Origin of the sequence: Bradyrhizobium sp. LHD-71 (genome assembly GCF_031157255.1) — a bacterium.
Classification (GTDB): domain Bacteria; phylum Pseudomonadota; class Alphaproteobacteria; order Rhizobiales; family Xanthobacteraceae; genus P52-10.
In genome coordinates, this window is the sequence record NZ_JAVIFX010000042.1 from 33,048 (window position 1) to 49,841 (window position 16,794).

Sequence of the window (16,794 nt, forward strand, 5' to 3'; positions counted from 1 at the left end):
TGGGCAAGGACGATGTCAGACCTCGGCGACAACGGATTCTTTGAAAAGATTGCCACTGCCGTCAAATGCCTTCCCGAAGCCGTCGTGATCTGGGACGAGCATGACCGGCTGCTGTTCTGGAACGAAAAGTATTGCGAGCTTTGTCCAGTCGTCGCCGACATGATGAAGCCCGGCGTCTATTTCCCTGACATTGTCTGGGAAAGCATCCAGCGCAAGCAGTTCATCTTCCAGGAATCGCCGGGGGAATGGTTTTCGCGCCGTCTCGAATTTCATCATCGCTGTGAAGGCTACATGGAGCAGCAGCTCGCGACAGGACAGTGGGTACGCATGTCCGAGCGCCGCACACCGTGGGGTGGCGTCATCAGCATGCGTTCTGATCTCACGCCGCTGAAGGAACATGAAATCGAACTGCGCGCCGCCAAGGATCAGGCGGAAGCAGCAACGGCGGCCAAGTCGCATTTCCTCGCACTCATTAGTCACGAACTGCGAACGCCGATGAACGGCGTCCTTGGTCTTGCGCAGACGCTGATGCGTTCTTCGCTGACCGGCCGCCAGCACTCTTTCGTCGCCACCATCATTTCCTCGGCCCGCGCGCTCGCGAAACTGCTCGACGACATGCTCGACGTCTCATGTATCGAACGAGGTCAACTGCGGATCGAAACCAGGAGCGTGGCGCTGCATTCGGCGCTTGATGAGATCGTGCATCTGTTTGAAGCATTGGCAAAACAGAAGGATCTGGTCCTGCGCGCCCGCATCGACGAGAATCTACCGACCAACGTTCTCGCAGATCCGTTGCGATTGCGGCAGATCCTCATCAATCTCGTCAACAACGCAGTTAAGTTCACTCCCGCCGGCTTTGTGGAGATCAGAACCGAAGCCGCGACGAGCGGCCGTTTGCGCATCAGCGTCGCGGACTCAGGACCGGGCGTCGAGGAGCGCGATCGCGCGGCTTTGTTTCACCCCTTTTCGCGCATTCGATCGACGGCGCTCAAGAACATGGAAGGCGCGGGTCTCGGATTAGCCATTTGCAAGCAGCTTGCCGAAGCAATGGGCGGCTCCATCGCGATGCGCGGCGCTCCTGGAGGCGGCAGCATCTTTACACTCGAGCTGGCGGCCGCAAAGGAAGAGGCCGCCGTTGTGCAATCGGCGAGACCGGGGGCGGCCGGTCATGTGACGCTGAAAGTGCTGGTCGTCGACGACGACCCGGTCAATATCCTCGTTGCGCAGGCGCTGCTGGATCAACTGGGGCATCGCACCACGGTGCGGCAGGATGGCGTGTCCGCACTCGCTCTTCTCGATCACGAGGCGTACGACGTCATTCTTCTGGACATTGCCATGCCGGGCGAAGACGGGGTCAGCATCGCGAAAAAGATCCGCGCACGTGGCGGCGATTGCGGGCGCATTCCGATTCTGGCGATGACTGCGAAGGTGATGACGGAGAGCGTCGAAAGCTACAAGGCTGCCGGCATGAACGGCGTGGTGCCAAAGCCGATCATTATCGACCAGCTTGAATTCGCTCTGGCAGAGATAGGCGCAGCACAGCTTCCGGACAAAGTCGCGCGCATGCGATCCGACATCGGCGCAGAGCGCTGCAGCCGCATCCTGCAGGAAAGCTGTCGCGTCATCGTCGAAGCCCAGGGTGAAGCCGGGCGATATCATGGAGGCGGAAGCGGCAAGACGCTCGCGGCCGTGTTGCATCGGCTCGCACCGACGGCGGAGATGCTCGGCTTCTCGCGTTTATCGTCGGAAGCACTTGCAGTCGAAACGCGACTGAACCAGGCCGAGGAGAATGTCGATCTCGAATCCCTGTCGGACCTTCTTGCGCAATCCAACGACCAGATTGGTCGTTGGATCGATCAGGACGCCATGGGACCGAGCGCGCATTTTGAAGCTCTGATGCCGCCCGGCCAAACCGCGGAAAAGACATCCCTGCGTATGCGGCATTGACGACAGCGTCGCTCCTCCCCGGCTTCGTACAGATACAATTCAGATAAACGCGGGACATGTTACGGACATGGCGGCCTGTCAATGACGGCCGTGGATGTGGTCCGAAACGACCGGTCTGGTCCGGTCCAGGAGCTCGCTATGAACGTTCATGCTCACCCCGGCAGTCTGGCCGGCAATGTTGCGTCCGTTCTCGAGAAACTCGGTGTTCCGATCAAGGCCTTCGATGGCGGCACGCTTGCGGTGCGCTCACCGATCACCGGAGAGGTTATCGCGCAATGCGCCGAGACCAGCGCGGAGCGAGCGAAGGCCACGATCGGCAAGGCCGCAGAAGCATTCCGTGCCTGGCGGACCATTCCAGCGCCGCGGCGCGGCGAGTTGATCCGCCTGTTCGCGGCGGAACTTCGCGCCGCCAAAGCCGAACTCGCACAGGTCATTGCCTTTGAAGTCGGCAAAGTCAGCTCAGAGGCATTGGGCGAAGTCCAGGAAATGATCGATATCGCCGATTTTGCGGTCGGCTTGTCGCGTCAGCTCCACGGGGTAACCCTGGCCTCCGAGCGCGCCAACCATCGCATGACGGAGACATGGCATCCGCTCGGTGTCACCGGCATCATCTCCGCTTTCAACTTTCCTGCCGCAGTGTGGTCGTGGAACGTTGCGATCGGCCTGGTCTGCGGCAATTCCTGTGTTTGGAAGCCTTCTGAGAAGACTCCCCTCTCGGCGCTCGCGTCGCAGGCGATCTTCGAACGTGCGGCAAGAAAGTTCGGCGGCGTCCCGGATGGGTTGTCGAGCTTGATCATCGGCGGCGCCGAGCTCGGTGAACTGCTGGTCGATGATGTGCGCGTTCCACTCGTCTCCGCAACCGGTTCGACTTCGATGGGCCGGAAGGTGGGCCCGCGTCTCGCGCAGCGTTTCGCGCGGATGATCCTTGAGTTGGGAGGCAACAACGCTTCGATTGTGTGCCCATCCGCCGACCTCGACCTCACCGCGCGCGCGGTCGCGTTCTCCACCATGGGCACGGCAGGGCAGCGGTGCACCACATTGCGTCGTCTGTTCGTGCACGAGAGCGTTTACGACAAGCTCGTGCCGCGACTGGTGGCCGCTTGCGCATCCGTACGGATCGGAGATCCACGCGACCAGGAAACGCTGGTCGGCCCGTTGATCGACAAGCGCGCGTTCGACAGCCAGCAACAAGCGTTGCAGGAGGCGAAGGCGCTCGGTGCGTCGATTTCCGGTGGCGAGCGCGTGATGGCCCCCCAATATCCCGACGCCTACTACGTCAGGCCAGCCATTGTCGAAATGCCCAGCCAAGCGGGTCCGATGCTGCGCGAAACGTTCGCGCCCATTCTTTATGTCGTGAAGTTCAAGACCTTCGAGGTCGCGATTCAATTGCAGAACGCCACCGCGCAAGGTCTTACCTCGTCGATCTTTACGACGGACATGCGAGAGGCAGAGTTCTTCCTGTCCGATCAGGGCTCGGATTGCGGCATCGCAAACGTCAATATCGGCCCGTCCGGTGCCGAAATTGGCGGCGCATTTGGCGGCGAGAAGGAAAGCGGCATTGGTCGTGAGGCTGGCTCTGACGCGTGGAAGAACTATATGCGACGCGCCACCAACACCGTGAATTATGGTCGCGAGTTACCGCTCGCGCAGGGTGTCACCTTCGACGTTGCGTGAGCGCCATGATCAAACCGGCTCTTCGTCCCGACGCGCCCGCAGCCGGCATGTTTCGCGCCGCGCACCGGATCGCCGGGATCGGCGTCTCGGAAATCCTGAGCATCACCGCCATCGCCGAGCAACGCAAGCGGGATGGTCGGCCGGTCGTCGTGCTCGGTGCCGGCGAGCCGGACTTCGACACGCCGGATTTTATCAAGGATGCGGCTGCGCGCGCGATGCGCGACGGGCAGACAAAATATACCACACTCGACGGCTCACCGGCGATCAAGGCGGCCATCTGCGAAAAATTCGCGACCGATAACGGGCTGATCTTCAGATCCGACGAGATCAGCGTATCGTCGGGCAGCAAGCAGGTCATCAACAACGCCATGATGGCCACGCTCGATCCGGGCGACGAGGTCATCCTCGCCGCTCCGTACTGGGTGAGCTATGCTGATATCATCCGCCTGTGCGGCGGAACCCCTGTGATCGCTCCGTGTTCAGAGAACAACGGATTCCGGCTGACCCCGGACTGCCTTGAAGAACTGATCACTCCGCGCACACGCTGGATCATCTTCAATTCTCCCTGCAACCCGTCAGGCGCCGTCTATAGTGCGCAAGACTATCGCGCACTGCTCGATGTCATCGTCCAGCATCCGCAGGTTTGGGTCTTGGCCGACGACATCTACGAGCACATCACCTTTGGTGGCACGACCTTCGCGACGCCGGCGCAATGTGCGCCGGAAATGCGCGATCGCATCCTCACGGTCAACGGCGTATCGAAGGCCTTCGCCATGACAGGCTGGCGACTTGGCTATGGCGCCGGGCCGACACCACTGATCAAGGCGATGGCCGCGGTGCAAAGCCAGTCGACCTCATGTCCGTCGTCGATCAGTCAGGCCGCCGCGATTGTGGCACTGCGTGGCCCGCTCGATATCGTGAAGGAACGCTGCGATTCGTTCCGAGCCCGGCGCGATGTTGTCGTGTCGGGATTGAACAGCGCGCCGGGCCTTCGCTGCCCTGTTCCCCAAGGGGCGTTCTACGTCTTTGCGAACTGCGCGGGCGTGCTCGGCAAACGCACGCGGGATGGTGCGGTGCTGAAGACCGACAGTGATTTCGCATCATATCTGCTGCTGTCGTGGGATGTTGCAGTGGTCCCGGGCTCGGCCTTCGGCCTCGGCCCTTATTTTCGGATTTCCTATGCGACCGCTGTCCAGGAGCTCGACGAAGCGCTCCGACGGATTTCGGCAGCCTGTCAGGCGTTGCAGTGAGCTGCAGCCAACATCTCCGCGCCAGACGTTAGCCGTCGGGCACGACCACTCTGCTAAGACCGGTTCATGCCGAGCCGCGCCGAGGCGATCCTTGCGCCTTCGTTGAGTGCGCGCAGCTTCGCCCAGACCACGTCCTCGGCCACGAGGCCACGGCCGGCGGAGGTGTCAAATCCGCAGTCCGTCCCGGCGATCAGGCGGCACGGATCGTCCAACACCCGGGCAATCTGCTCGAGTCGGTCGGCGACGACCTCCGGGTGCTCGATGTAATTGGTTACGGTGTCGATCACACCCGCGACCACGAGCTGGCCTTCCTGCAGCTCGTCGAGCACCCGATATTCGTGCGCATGGCGAGGATTGGCGAACGGAAGTACAAGCGCGCCGACCCGCGCCTGTTTCAGCACAGGCAGAATGTCGCGGAGCGGCACGTCACAATCATGCGGGCCTTGATAGTTGCCCCAGCAGACATGCAGTCGCACCTGCTCGCGCGGCACATTGGCAAGCGCCGCGTTGATCGTCGCAATCACGCGCTCAGCAAATCCGAGGAAATCCGCGAGCGGGCGGTCCTGATAGGTGATGTGCCGCTCCATCGCCAGATCAGGCGCATCGATCTGCAGCACGTAGTTGTGCCGCACGATGGTCTCATATTCGACCCGCAGCGCTTCACCGAGCGCGGCGAGATACGCATCCTCTGTATCGTAATAAGCGTTCAGCATTGCAGCGGCGATGATTCCAGGTGATGGCGCCGTCATGAACGGTTGTGCGAATCCGGCGTCGACCTCAGTCAGGACGTCGCCAAAGTCAGCGCACTCCGCTTCGACCAGACGTCGATCGAGATAGCGGACCTCGCCGATCGCCTTCGGCAGCGCGCCGCGGAGGCTGACATGTTCGGTGGCCTCAGCCTGAGCCAATGTCATTGCCGCATAGGCGGGATAGCGGGTCATGTCAGCGAACGAGCGACGGTTCCAGCTTCCGCCGAAGCCGCTCATCCGTCGCTGCACGTAAAGGAAGAACGCTTCGCGCTGCTGTTCGCCGTTGTTGCCGATGTCGATTCCGGATTCCAGTTGTTTCGGTACCACCCAGCGGAGCGCCGCCCGTCCGGCCTGCTCTATCGTCGCCGGATCAATGGGCGCACCACGGGCCCTTTCGGCATAAAGCTGGATCAGCTCGCGTGGCCGCGGAAGGCTTCCGGCATGGGTGGTCAGGATCCGTGTCTCGCTGCGAAGCATCTCGTACTCCCGAATCCGCACTTCCATTCCCGCGCTACGTCTCTGATGCGATGGGAATGAAAGGAGCAATGGCGCGCGCCGATGATTGCGCAACCACCGTGCCATCGGCCGCACCTTCTGTCTCGTAAAAAGTTGCCGGAATTTTTCACGACCACAGCAGAGCTGACCTGCAGCTGAGCGACCGCTGCTGGAGTTTCAGTGGCAGAGGCCACTGATTCGCCCGCAGAATCCGCGCGCGCCTAAGCTTATCGCTGGCACCGACGCTGCTTCTCGCGCGCCAAAAACGTCGACGGGCCGGCGCAAGCCGGCCCGTGAGGCTACGACCAGAAGCTGTTCAATCCTGCGGCACGTTGGCAGCCTTCACGACGCCGCCCCATTTGGTGATTTCCGCGTCGACGAACTTCGCGAAGTCGGCGCCGAACAGTTTGCCCGGCTCCACGCCCTGGCCGGCAAACTTCTGTTTAATGCCCTCGTCACCAAGCACGTCCTTTATGGCAGCGACGAGCTTGCCGTAGACCGGCGAGTTATTCGCCTGCGGCATGTAAAGGCCGAACCAGGCTGTGGCTTCGAAACCCTTGACACCTGCCTCATCGAGAGTCGGCACGTCCGGCAGCGTCGCGGCGCGCTCCTTGCTCGTGACGGCGAGCACGCGAAGCGTTCCGCCGCTTGCTCCTGGAATGACCGTCGGCAGCGAGTCGAACATCATCGGCACATGGCCGCCGATCAGGTCATTCATCGCCGGAGCAGCACCCTTGTAGGGGATATGCACGATGTCGACGTTGGCCATCAGCTTGAAAAGTTCGCCCGAGAGGTGATTTGCCCCGCCGACGCCGGTGGAGGCGAACGACAGCTTGCCCGGCTCCTTCTTCGCCATAGCGATCAGCTCGGCGACGTTCTTCGCTGCAAACTCCTTGTTGACCACCAGCGCATTTGGCGCGCTTGCGATCACGGCAATCGGAGAGAAGGCTGCGCGGGTGTCGTAGGGCAGGCTCTTCTTCAGGCTCGGGTTGATGACATGGTGGGTCGCGGTGAGCAGCAGCGTACTGCCGTCGGCCGGCTGCGCCGCCACAAACTGCGAACCGATGACGCCGGAGGCGCCCGCGCGATTGTCGACAATCACCGTGATCCCGTGCTTTGCCTCGAGCGTATGCGCAACATAGCGCGCGAGAATGTCGGTCGTGCCGCCCGCCGGGAACGGCACGATCATCTTGATCGTTTTTGGCAGATCCTGCGCATGCGCCGGTGCCAACGCAAATGCAAGCAGTGCGACTGCGATTGCAATGAGCTTTCTCATTATTGTTCCTCTCGCGCCCGACCAGGCGTCGCCAGACGTTCAGGCCGCCTTCGCGACGGGGAACTCCACCATCGCCTCGCCGGCCGCGACCTTCTCGCCGTTCTGGTTGCTGACCATCACGTCGAGCAGCACCCAGCGCGAGCGCGCCGTGGTCTGTTTGGCCTTGATGATCGCGGTCGGACGAATGGTGTCGCCGGGACGTACGGGTTTGAGCCAGCGCGTTTCGAGGCGCCGATGAATGCCGCCGGCGGGAAAGGCCCAATCCGTCAGCATGCGCGAGATAAGGCCGAAATTGTTCATGCCGTGCATAATGATGCCGCCGAAACTGGTCTTGCCGAAGCTGCCCTTCATGTAGTCGTCATCGAGATGCAGCGGATTGTAGTCGAGCGAGGCGTCGCAGAACAGACGGATGGACTCGCGCGAAACGGCGAAGGACGGCCCTTCGATAGTGTCTCCGTCCTTCAGATTCTCGAAAATATCGGTCATCGTTCTCTCCTTACATCGGACGGATCGTCTGGCCGCGGCCGGAACAGATCACGTCGTTTTTCTGGTTGAAGAAGACGTTGTCGTGCACGACGAACAGCCGCCCCCTTTTGATGAACTTGTCGAGCGCGCGCGCTTCGAGGCGGATCACGTCGCCGGGGCGGGCCGGAACGTTGTAGCTCCACGACTGGCCGGCATTGATGGTGCCGGGACTGCGCATCCAGTCGTCGGTCGGCGTGCAGGCGAACATGAGCAGAATGTGGATCGACGGCGGAGCGATCAGCCCGCCAAACGGACCTGCCTTCGCGGCCGCTTCGTCGAGATAGAGCGGATTGGTCTCGCCGACGGCCTTACAGTAGAGCTCTATCGCTTCGCGCGTCAGCGTGTAGGGGATCGTCTTGCGCGGCTCGCCGGGAACGATCTCGTCCCAGACCTTCCTTAAGTTTGCATCTTTCCAGAAGTCGGTTTCGAACTTCGCCTCCTGCGCCATCACTTTTCTCCTCGCGTTCGCCTGGCGAACAATATATTCGTGGTACGAACATCGGTTAGGACAAACGACGTTGACTGGCAAGGGCAGACAGGAGCGATGAGCAAGGACAGCGATGGGTTCGTGCGGGCAATTGCGCGCGGCTTCTGCATAATCGAGGCGCTGGGAAAGCCACCGGGGCGGCATACGCTCTCGGAAGCCGCGGAGCATGCCAACCTCAACCGCGCGACCGCGCGGCGCATTCTCGCGACGCTCGTCAGCCTGAAGTATTGCGATTCCGATGGCCGCTATTTCAGTTTGAGGCCACGCGCGCTGGGCCTCGGGCTATCGTACCTCAACGCCCTTCCCTATTGGGCCTACGCACAGCGCGCGCTGGAAGACCTTCGCAACGAGATCGGCGAGTCCTGCGCGCTTGCCGTGCTCGACGAGCGCGACATCGTCTATGCGCTGCGACTGCCCGCGCGGCGCATCCTGTCGGCAAACCTCGGCATCGGCAGCCGCCTGCCGGCGCACCTCGTGTCGCTTGGACGCGTCCTGCTCGCGGCACTGCCACCGAAAGAGCGCGAAGACTATTTCGCAAATGTCGAGCTTCCTCCCGTGACACCGCGCACCGTGACCGACCGGCACCGGTTGATCGACATTCTCGCAAGCATCGCGGAAGACGGATATGCGTGGGTCGACGGCGAGCTTGACCCCGCCATCTGCGGCATTGCAGTTCCGTTACGTGATCAAGCGGGCCGCGTCGTCGCGGCCATCAGCGTCAACACGATTTCAGGAACGTTCGGCGAAGCCGCAGCCAGAAAGAAATTCCTGCTGCCGCTCAAGCGCACCGCGCAGGATATTCGCACACAAATGGCGTCGGGAAGGTAGCTTGCGTCACTCCGTCGTGCGCGCGTGTCGGCAACAGGTATCGACCATTGTTCACGCGGATCTCTTCGGTTGTCGACTGTCTCCGTCTTGCTCCAAACTCAAAGGCGCGCGAAAGCTGTACGCATGGCCGTGATGGCGCGCGCACTCGCAACGAAGCAGCAAGTGCTCAAAGCGGTGATGACTTACGCATTCCTGGAACCGTGAATGATCAATATTCGGCGCGATGGGCCGGCCGCGTTCACGGCGAATAGGTGGTAAGAATCCGCAGCCGCGCGCTTTCTACATGGTTCAGCATCGCCTGGCTCGCACCCACCGCATCATGAGCAGCGATCTTTTCAACGATGTCGCGATGTTCATGGAGCGAGGGTTGGGGCGCGAGGCTCCGGCGGCGGAATAACGTCAATTCCTTTGTGATCCGGCTGTAGATCGCCAGGAGCCTGCTGTTGCCGGTCATCTCGAAGATGCGCCGATGAAGTCCGAGATTCAAAGCCCCGTATTCGGCCGCTTCGTCTCGAGCGATCGCCTTCTCCATACGCTTGACGATCGCGCGCAACTCTCGGACCTCGTCCTCCGTAATTTTCTCGGCGAGAATCTTGACGGCCAACGCTTCGAGCGCCCCGCGCACGACGTAGTTCTGATCCGCCCGCTCAAGATCGACCTCGCGTACGAAAACGCCGCGGTTCTTCTCGAAACGGACCAAACCCATTTCTTCGAGACTTCGAAAAGCTTCGCGGATAGGCCCGCGGCTGACGCCGAGGCGGAGCGCCATTTCAGCCTCGCCGATCTTATCGCCGGGACGAAGCTCACCAGACAGGATCAATTTCTCAATCTCTTCCTGCGCCGCCGAGGCCAAGGAGCGATTTCGGAGCAGAGCAAGGGCACTTTCCGCCGGCGCAGCCTCATTTGTCATGACAGCAATAGAGACCGACGGGTTCCAGATTGTCAATTGTCTTTTGTCTACAATTGTCATGTCGGCGTAACAGTCGGGGCATATCGAAAGGGCCGACGGTGGCCTCGAGTTCTCGCGGTCAAGAACACGGGCAGTCCGCGGGCTGCGCGAATTTCGTCTCGTGAAGCAGGATCCCGCTGAACATGCGTCGCACGATCATCGTTGTGCTTGATGGATTACGGCGCGATATGATCAGCGCCGAACATACTCCCCACTTGATGGCTTTCGCTGAACAGGCGGAGCGCTTCTCGGGCTATCGTTCGGTCTTCCCCTCGGCCACGCGCGTCGTATCCGCGACACTTGCCACCGGCTGCTATCCGTCCCGGCACGAACTTCAGGGAAACTCCCTCGCTCTTCTCGAAGACGGAGCGCTGGTCCCGCATGATGCGGGCCATCCTGAGTTTCTACAGCATAAGCGGCGGGTCACCGGCCGATCGCTTGCGGTCCCCACCCTGGCTGAACGATTGAAGGATGCTGGCGGGGCGATTGTGTTCAACAACGTCTCGCCGGGAGCGGCCTACGCGCACGATCCCGATGGCTTTGGCTTCGTCTATCACCGCGCCGGTTCGTTCGGGCCAGATCGAACCCAGCCGGGTCGATTGCTGCTTCCAGAGACCGAGCAGCTCCACGTGACGCTCGACACCGATGGTGACCGGCGCATGACCGAGCGCTTTGTGTCCGAGGCTCTGCGTAAACGCCGCCCTGCCCTCGCCGTGCTCTGGCTCGGTGAACCTGACCACATTCAACACAACGCGCCACTGGGCTCACCGCAGCATCTGGCAGCCTTGAGCGAAGCCGATCGCCATGCGGGCCTTGTCATCTCCGCAGTGAACCGGATGAGCGATGAAGGCGATGATCCCCTCCTGATCGTCGCCTCGGATCATGGCCACCAAACAGTCAGCGGTGTCGTCGACATTGACAGCGAACTGATCGATGCGGGCCTGAAGGCGAACGCGGATTCGGGCGACGTGCTCGCAATCTCGAATGGAACGTCTGCTCTTGTCTACGTCCATCCGGATCACGAGCGTATCGTTCCCAGCCTCCATGACTTCTTGCAGTCACGCGCTTGGGCCGGCGAGGTCGTCGACGCCGCCAGCCTTTGCACCGTTGGTCAGGCGCCGCGACACGGGCTCGCCTTCGCCGTATCCCTCAAATCCGACGATACACCGAATGCGTACGGCATCCGCGGTTCGAGCCTCGTTGCAAAACCAAGCAGCGGCAAGTCGGATCGTCTCGGTTGCGGTCAGCACGGCGGACTTGCCGCGTATGAGCAATCGCCCTTCCTCATGATCGATGGTGCGGGTTTCCAGTCCGGCGTCGAGCGCTCCGATCCCGTCGCTGTCGTCGACATCGCGCCGACCGTGCTGCGCCACCTCGGCGTCCAAGCCGATGGCATGGATGGGCAGCCGCTTCAGCGCACGATTCCCGAACGGATGGAGATACGACCGTGACGAACCACGTTTCCTTGATGAACCGCCGCCGCGTTCTGGCCGGCGGAGCCGCGCTTGGCATCGCGACCGTGCTGCCCTGGAGGGCGGACGCCTCAGAGGTGCGGCGCGGCGGCGTGCTGAAATATGCGACTTTGGGCCTCGATACGGCCGATCCGCACCGCCACACCGGCAGCATTGCCGTGCAACAGCTCTATGTCGAAGCGCTGACCTCGATCGGACCGGACGGAAATGTCGAGCCGTTCCTGGCGGAATCGTTCGATCTGTCGGAGGACGGCAAGATCTACACATTCCGCCTTCGCGAAGGCGTCAAATTCCACAATGACGAAGTGCTCACCGCATCCGATGTCGTCGCCAACATCGAGCGCGTCAAGTCGAAGGTCTCGGGCGGCTGGCTCGCATCGGCCATGAAGCTCGTCGACGCCATCAATGCGCCGGACGCACGCACGGTCGTTCTGGCGCTCAAGGAGCCCTATTCGCCGCTACTCAATCTGATGTCCGAGCTATGGATTCTCTCCCCGAAATCGGAGGGCTGGGCCGACACGATCCGCACACCCATCGGCACCGGGCCGTTCCGCTTTGGAGAGTGGCAGCCGAGAGTCAAGCTCGTCGCGCCGGCACACAAGGCATATTGGCGTGAAGGCATGCCCTATCTCGAGGCGGTGGAGGCCGATCTGCGGGACGACGTGGACATGGCTTTGGCATTGCGCGCCGGCGACCTCCACGTGGCAAAGGTCTCCCGCGAGGTTGCGGCACAACTCGGACGCTCTACAGACATCGCGGTAACATCACTCAAGGACAGCAGCTGGTTCTTTGTGTCCTTCAACAACCGAAGCCCGCGCCCTCCCTTCAACGACCTGCGCGTGCGCCAGGCGATCGCCTATGCCGTCGACAAGACCGCTTTCATGCGTTTCGCGGCCGGTGGAACGGGCGTCGTCACCAATCAGATGATCGCTCCGGGCAATATTTACTTCGACAAGGCACAGCATGATGCCGATCCTCATGCAAAGCCTGATCTCGAAAAGGCCAAGCGATTGCTGGCCGACGCGGGTGTGAAGCCGGCGGAAACACGCCTTGAACTCGTCTCATGGCAGGAGAACTATCCGCAGGTCGTGGTGCAGATGATCAGGCGCCTCGGCTTCCAGGTGAACCATGTGGCGCTCGACGACCTTGGCGCACAGAAGCGTCTGGGCCAGTACGATTGGGACCTCGCGGTCATGAGCTCAGGCCCGCGCGCCGACGTGTTCTTGCGCTATGTGCGGCTGATGAGCGATGGCCCCAATCCGGTCTTGTGGGGCGGCGTGCAAGATCCGGAGTTCGACAAGCTGGTGCGGGCGGCGGTCGCCGAGCCGGACCTGCCCGATCGAAAGGCCCTCTACACGAAGGCCTGGCAGCGTGTTCTCGATAACTACTACACCGTCGTGCTCGGCCATGCCTCGGACACCATCGCCCTCCGCCGGCAAGTGAAGGGCTATGAGCCTGGCTTCACCTGGTCGCCGAATTGGGCGAGCGGCGGCATCGCGCAAACCTGGCTTTCCGCGTAAACCGTGTCGCTTGTCCTCACGACAGCGGTGCGCCGCGCCGCTTGGGCCGGGCTTCCGGCCCCGGCCCTCGTTGCGGCCGCCGCAGTGCTTGCGCTCGCCGTCATCGGTGCCGCCGCGCCGATGATTGCACCTTACGATCCGCTCGATCAGGATCTTCTCGCGCTCAACCAGATGCCTGATGCCGTGCATTGGCTCGGCACGGATCACATCGGGCGAGACGTGCTGTCGCGGCTGGTCATGGGCACGCGCACGACGCTTCTCGTGGGCGTCGGCGGCGCAGCCGCTGCCTTTGCCATCGGGGCCGGTCTCGGCCTGCTCGCCCTTGCCCTCGGCAGGATCGTCGAAGGGCTGGTGTTTGGCGCCATCGATGTCGTTCGCGCGATGCCGGGCGTTCTGCTCGCGCTTCTCTTGATCGTCGCGCTCGGAGCCGGTGTCGTGCCGGTGACGATCGCGCTCGGCATCTCGTTTGCACCGTTCTTCGCCCACGTGGCGCGCGCAGCCTACCAGCGCGAAATGGCGCAGGACTACGTCACCGCCGCACGGATGTTCGGCGGCGGCCCGCTTCATGTCTTGTCTCTTCATGTCGCGCCCAATCTTGTCGGTGTACTCGTCACGCAAGCCGCCATCATCCTGCCGCGCTGCATCGTCACGGAATCGGTGCTGAGCTTTCTCGGTCTTGGCGCCTCGCCGGATGCACCGACGTGGGGACGGATGGTCGCGGACGCAAGCCGCTACATCGAGGTCGCACCCCATACGATCCTTGCCCCCGTGCTCGCGATCATTGTTCTCACTGCCAGCCTTTCGCTCCTTGGCGACCATGTGCGCCAGCGACTCGACCCGTTGCGCCACGTCCGCCGACAATCCCCCGTCGAGGAGCCGACGTCGTGAAGCAATCCATCGACATCGGCCTGCGGCTCGTGAAGGCACTCGGCCAAGCGCTGGGAATTGTCGTGCTGGTCTTCTTCTTGTCGCGGATCGTCCCCGGCGACACCGTGGACATGCTGGCCGCGCAAGGCGACCTTACCGAGAGCCAGCAGCAGGCGATGCGGCACAGCCTCGGACTGGATCGGTCTGCCGTCCAGCAGTTCGTGAGCTGGGCGGCAGCGGCCGCTCACGGCGATTTCGGAGAATCGCTGCGCTTCAAGCGTCCCGTGGCCGACATGCTTGCAACCGCACTGCCGACCACGCTGGTTTTTGCCGGCTTGAGTTTTCTCGTCGGCGTCGGCCTTGCGTTCGGCCTCGCGGTCGGTGCGGTCATGACCCAGAGCCGGGCTATCACTGCGCTTGTGGACGCGGTCAACGTCTGGTCGATCGCCCTGCCGACGTTCTGCGTCGGCGTGGTCGGAATCCTGGTTCTCTCGGTCTGGCTCGGGTGGCTTCCGGTTCTTGGCGGCATGCTGCTCCCGGTGCTGATCATCGGCATCGACAGCGCCGGCCAGATGGTAAAGCCGCTGCATGAGGAACTGCGGGAGGCCGCGACCTCAGCGCATGTACGAACCGCCCGCGCCAAGGGCGTGAGCGCGCTTCGGGTTGCCCTCGTCCATCTGCTTCCAGCTGCACTGCCAGTTGCTCTCGCCTTGTCCGGCCTCGTGCTTGCCGGGCTGGTAGCAGGCACGCTGACCATGGAGGTGCTGTTCGGCTTGCCGGGCATCGGCAGCCTGACCCTCAGCGCGATCCACGGACGCGACTACCCCGTGATCCAGGCCGCCATCGTCGTGATCGCCGTGGCACTGGTGGCGATCAATTCGGTCATCGACATCCTGCACCGCCTGATCGACCCGCGACTTGCCACATGACTTCGCCCTCAACCATGCTCCAGATCCGCAACCTGTCCATCCACGGATCCGGTCGGACCCTCGTTCGCGATCTTTCCTTGACCGTGCCGCGAGGTCATACGCTCGCACTGCTCGGCGAGTCCGGCTCGGGCAAATCGCTTTCCGCACTGGCTATCATGGGCCTCCTGCCGAGCGGGCTTTCACTCGGATCCGCCTCGCGCGTCTTCTTCGCCGGGGATGCTCTTCCGCTGCACGATGACGCCGCGATGCGCGCCTTTCGCGGCCGCCGCCTCGCGATCATCTTCCAAGACCCGATGGCATGCCTGAACCCGTTCATGCGCGTGGGCAGCCAGATCGAAGAGGCGCTGACGCGCCTGGGCGTGCGCGCCTCAGCAGAGCGCAAAAGCCGCGTTTTGGAGCTTCTGCGCGAAGTCGAGCTGCCCGAGCCCTCGACCCTTGCGCGCCGCTACCCGCACGAGCTGTCCGGCGGACAGCAACAACGCATCATGATTGCGATGGCGCTGGCCGGAGAGCCGGATCTGCTCATTGCCGACGAGCCGACCAGTGCGCTCGACGCCACCGTCCAGGCCGAGATCGTCAAGCTGCTCGCCGACCTCCAGCGTCGCCGTCAGATGGCGATGCTTTTCATCACCCATGATTTGGCGGTGGCTGCCGCCCTGGCGCATGATGTCGCAATCATGCGCGCAGGCGAACTCGTCGAGTGCGGACAAGCCTCGTCGGTTCTCTCCACCCCCAAGCATTCCTATACGGAGAGACTCGTTTCCGCACGTCGCCAGTTGTTGGCGCATCGTCCGAAAAGCGCCTGGTCCGGACCCGATTCGGGACGGCCACCGCTGTCTCGAAAGGAGCCTGCACTCCAAAAAGGACCGGGAGCGCATCTTGATTCCGTCAAATCGCAATGTTCGCCAATCACGCCGGTCCTGCAAGCGCTCCCGTCCAAAGGCGATCCGCTCGTTGTCCTGAAGCGTGTATCCATCGACTATCCCGCGCGAAATTTTTTTGGCGCGCCATTTCGCGCTGTCAAAGACGCGACGTTCGACCTGAGGGCGGGACGCACGCTTGGCATCCTCGGCGAATCGGGCTCCGGCAAGAGCACCATCGCCGCTTCCGTGGCCGGCCTGCGACGTCCCTGCTCCGGTCGGATCAACGTGCTGGGATGCGAGCTGACGCCGAAGCGTTGGCAGCTACCGCCCGCTCTTCGGCGTCGATGCCAGCTCATCTTTCAGAATCCCTATGGAGCGCTCAATCCGCGGCTCACGATCGAGCGGCTGATGAGCGAACCGCTGCGCCTGGCCAACACCGCGCCGGCCGCCTGTCGTGAGCGCGTTGCGGATGTGTTGAGCGAAGTCGGACTCGATGCATCGTTCCTTGCACGCTACCCGCACCAACTGTCGGGCGGGCAGCGGCAGCGAATCTGCATTGCGCGGGCGCTTTTGTGCCGGCCGGATCTTCTCATCTGCGACGAGGTGGTTTCGGCCCTCGACATGACCGTTCAGGTGCAGATCCTCGCGCTGCTGAAGCGGCTGCAGCAAGAGCACGGTTTCGGCATGCTCTTCGTCGGCCACGACATCGATGTCGTGCGCTGGATCGCCGATGATATTCTCGTCATGCACCAGGGTGCGATCGTCGATCGGCTTGGGGTGGATGATCTCTTCGATCCCGCACGTCACGAGTTCACCAGGCGGCTCGTGGCAGCTCGCCCCGGTCGACGCGCCGCGTGACGAGCGCCAGTGCGAGACGGCAGCGATATGCTAGCTAGTGTCGTGGATCAGAAATTCGCACCATCGTTGCCGCGAGTCCATCGTGCGAATTTCTGATCCATAAAC

General features: G+C 62.4%; 14 protein-coding genes. 9 read left to right on the top strand and 5 right to left on the bottom strand.

Translation table 11 applies throughout. The features are described 5' to 3' along the window. Positions 1–12: 12 nt before the first annotated feature. The 3 genes from RCO31_RS31805 (at position 13) to RCO31_RS31815 (ending at position 4,871) form a co-directional block, all read left to right on the top strand. On the top strand, positions 13–1,947 hold the full coding sequence (locus tag RCO31_RS31805) for an ATP-binding protein (protein WP_308972371.1): 1,935 nt from the start codon (positions 13–15) through the stop codon (positions 1,945–1,947). A gap of 138 nt (positions 1,948–2,085) precedes the next feature. After that, positions 2,086–3,621 carry an aldehyde dehydrogenase family protein gene (locus RCO31_RS31810; RefSeq protein ID WP_308972372.1) on the top strand — a complete coding sequence of 512 codons (1,536 nt, stop codon included), beginning with the start codon at positions 2,086–2,088 and terminating at the stop codon, positions 3,619–3,621. 5 nt (positions 3,622–3,626) lie between these two features. Then, positions 3,627–4,871, top strand: coding sequence for a pyridoxal phosphate-dependent aminotransferase (locus RCO31_RS31815; RefSeq protein ID WP_308972373.1), 1,245 nt, complete (start codon positions 3,627–3,629; stop codon positions 4,869–4,871). Positions 4,872–4,924: 53 nt separating this feature from the next. On the opposite strand, the gene RCO31_RS31820 is transcribed toward RCO31_RS31815, so the two are convergent. The 4 genes from RCO31_RS31820 to RCO31_RS31835 all read right to left on the bottom strand — a co-directional run bounded on the left by RCO31_RS31820 (position 4,925) and on the right by RCO31_RS31835 (position 8,364). Beyond that, on the bottom strand, positions 4,925–6,097 hold the full coding sequence (locus RCO31_RS31820) for a cobalamin-independent methionine synthase II family protein (protein WP_308972374.1): 1,173 nt from the start codon (positions 6,095–6,097) through the stop codon (positions 4,925–4,927). Positions 6,098–6,431: 334 nt separating this feature from the next. After that, the gene (locus RCO31_RS31825; RefSeq protein WP_308972375.1) at positions 6,432–7,391 is read right to left on the bottom strand and encodes a tripartite tricarboxylate transporter substrate binding protein; all 960 of its coding nucleotides are present in this window, start codon (positions 7,389–7,391) and stop codon (positions 6,432–6,434) included. A 39-nt stretch (positions 7,392–7,430) separates the two neighbouring features. Beyond that, positions 7,431–7,877, bottom strand: a complete 447-nt coding sequence (locus tag RCO31_RS31830) for a MaoC family dehydratase (protein ID WP_308972376.1) — start codon at positions 7,875–7,877, stop codon at positions 7,431–7,433. A gap of 10 nt (positions 7,878–7,887) precedes the next feature. Continuing rightward, the gene (locus RCO31_RS31835) at positions 7,888–8,364 is read right to left on the bottom strand and encodes a MaoC family dehydratase (RefSeq protein WP_308972377.1); all 477 of its coding nucleotides are present in this window, start codon (positions 8,362–8,364) and stop codon (positions 7,888–7,890) included. A 96-nt stretch (positions 8,365–8,460) separates the two neighbouring features. On the opposite strand from RCO31_RS31835, the gene RCO31_RS31840 reads away from it, so the two are divergent. Next, positions 8,461–9,231: an IclR family transcriptional regulator C-terminal domain-containing protein gene (locus tag RCO31_RS31840; protein ID WP_308972379.1), complete on the top strand. Its 771-nt coding sequence runs from the start codon at positions 8,461–8,463 to the stop codon at positions 9,229–9,231. A 238-nt stretch (positions 9,232–9,469) separates the two neighbouring features. Here the strand turns inward: RCO31_RS31840 and RCO31_RS31845 are convergent, their stop codons facing one another. Beyond that, entirely contained in the window at positions 9,470–10,201 is a 732-nt protein-coding gene (locus tag RCO31_RS31845) for an FCD domain-containing protein (protein ID WP_308972380.1), read from the bottom strand. 122 nt (positions 10,202–10,323) lie between these two features. Between RCO31_RS31845 and RCO31_RS31850 the strand changes: the two genes are divergently transcribed. Genes RCO31_RS31850 through RCO31_RS31870 form a run of 5 tightly spaced genes read left to right on the top strand, consistent with a single transcriptional unit; the run spans position 10,324 to position 16,689 of the window. Continuing rightward, positions 10,324–11,631 (top strand): alkaline phosphatase family protein, encoded by a 1,308-nt coding sequence (locus tag RCO31_RS31850; RefSeq protein ID WP_308972381.1) that lies wholly within the window; start codon positions 10,324–10,326, stop codon positions 11,629–11,631. Further along, positions 11,628–13,172: an ABC transporter substrate-binding protein gene (locus RCO31_RS31855; protein ID WP_308972382.1), complete on the top strand. Its 1,545-nt coding sequence runs from the start codon at positions 11,628–11,630 to the stop codon at positions 13,170–13,172. Before RCO31_RS31850 ends, RCO31_RS31855 begins: the two co-directional genes overlap by 4 nt. Before the next feature lie 3 nt (positions 13,173–13,175). Next, complete coding sequence (locus RCO31_RS31860; RefSeq protein ID WP_308972383.1) at positions 13,176–14,060, top strand: ABC transporter permease; 885 nt, start codon at positions 13,176–13,178, stop codon at positions 14,058–14,060. Then, a complete protein-coding gene (locus RCO31_RS31865) occupies positions 14,057–14,968 on the top strand; it encodes an ABC transporter permease (protein WP_308972385.1) in 912 nt (303 codons plus the stop codon). The genes RCO31_RS31860 and RCO31_RS31865 overlap by 4 nt, the downstream gene beginning before the upstream one ends. After that, on the top strand, positions 14,965–16,689 hold the full coding sequence (locus RCO31_RS31870; RefSeq protein ID WP_308972386.1) for an ABC transporter ATP-binding protein: 1,725 nt from the start codon (positions 14,965–14,967) through the stop codon (positions 16,687–16,689). Before RCO31_RS31865 ends, RCO31_RS31870 begins: the two co-directional genes overlap by 4 nt. Positions 16,690–16,794: the final 105 nt, after the last annotated feature.

Coding starts and splice junctions, on each gene's coding strand:
- RCO31_RS31835 (WP_308972377.1), bottom strand. CDS start 8,364: ATGGCGCAGGAGGCGAAGTTCGAAACCGACTTCTGGAAAGATGCAAAC.
- RCO31_RS31815 (WP_308972373.1), top strand. CDS start 3,627: ATGATCAAACCGGCTCTTCGTCCCGACGCGCCCGCAGCCGGCATGTTT.
- RCO31_RS31810 (WP_308972372.1), top strand. CDS start 2,086: ATGAACGTTCATGCTCACCCCGGCAGTCTGGCCGGCAATGTTGCGTCC.
- RCO31_RS31820 (WP_308972374.1), bottom strand. CDS start 6,097: ATGCTTCGCAGCGAGACACGGATCCTGACCACCCATGCCGGAAGCCTT.
- RCO31_RS31830 (WP_308972376.1), bottom strand. CDS start 7,877: ATGACCGATATTTTCGAGAATCTGAAGGACGGAGACACTATCGAAGGG.
- RCO31_RS31825 (WP_308972375.1), bottom strand. CDS start 7,391: ATGAGAAAGCTCATTGCAATCGCAGTCGCACTGCTTGCATTTGCGTTG.
- RCO31_RS31850 (WP_308972381.1), top strand. CDS start 10,324: ATGCGTCGCACGATCATCGTTGTGCTTGATGGATTACGGCGCGATATG.
- RCO31_RS31840 (WP_308972379.1), top strand. CDS start 8,461: ATGAGCAAGGACAGCGATGGGTTCGTGCGGGCAATTGCGCGCGGCTTC.
- RCO31_RS31870 (WP_308972386.1), top strand. CDS start 14,965: ATGACTTCGCCCTCAACCATGCTCCAGATCCGCAACCTGTCCATCCAC.
- RCO31_RS31805 (WP_308972371.1), top strand. CDS start 13: ATGTCAGACCTCGGCGACAACGGATTCTTTGAAAAGATTGCCACTGCC.
- RCO31_RS31845 (WP_308972380.1), bottom strand. CDS start 10,201: ATGACAATTGTAGACAAAAGACAATTGACAATCTGGAACCCGTCGGTC.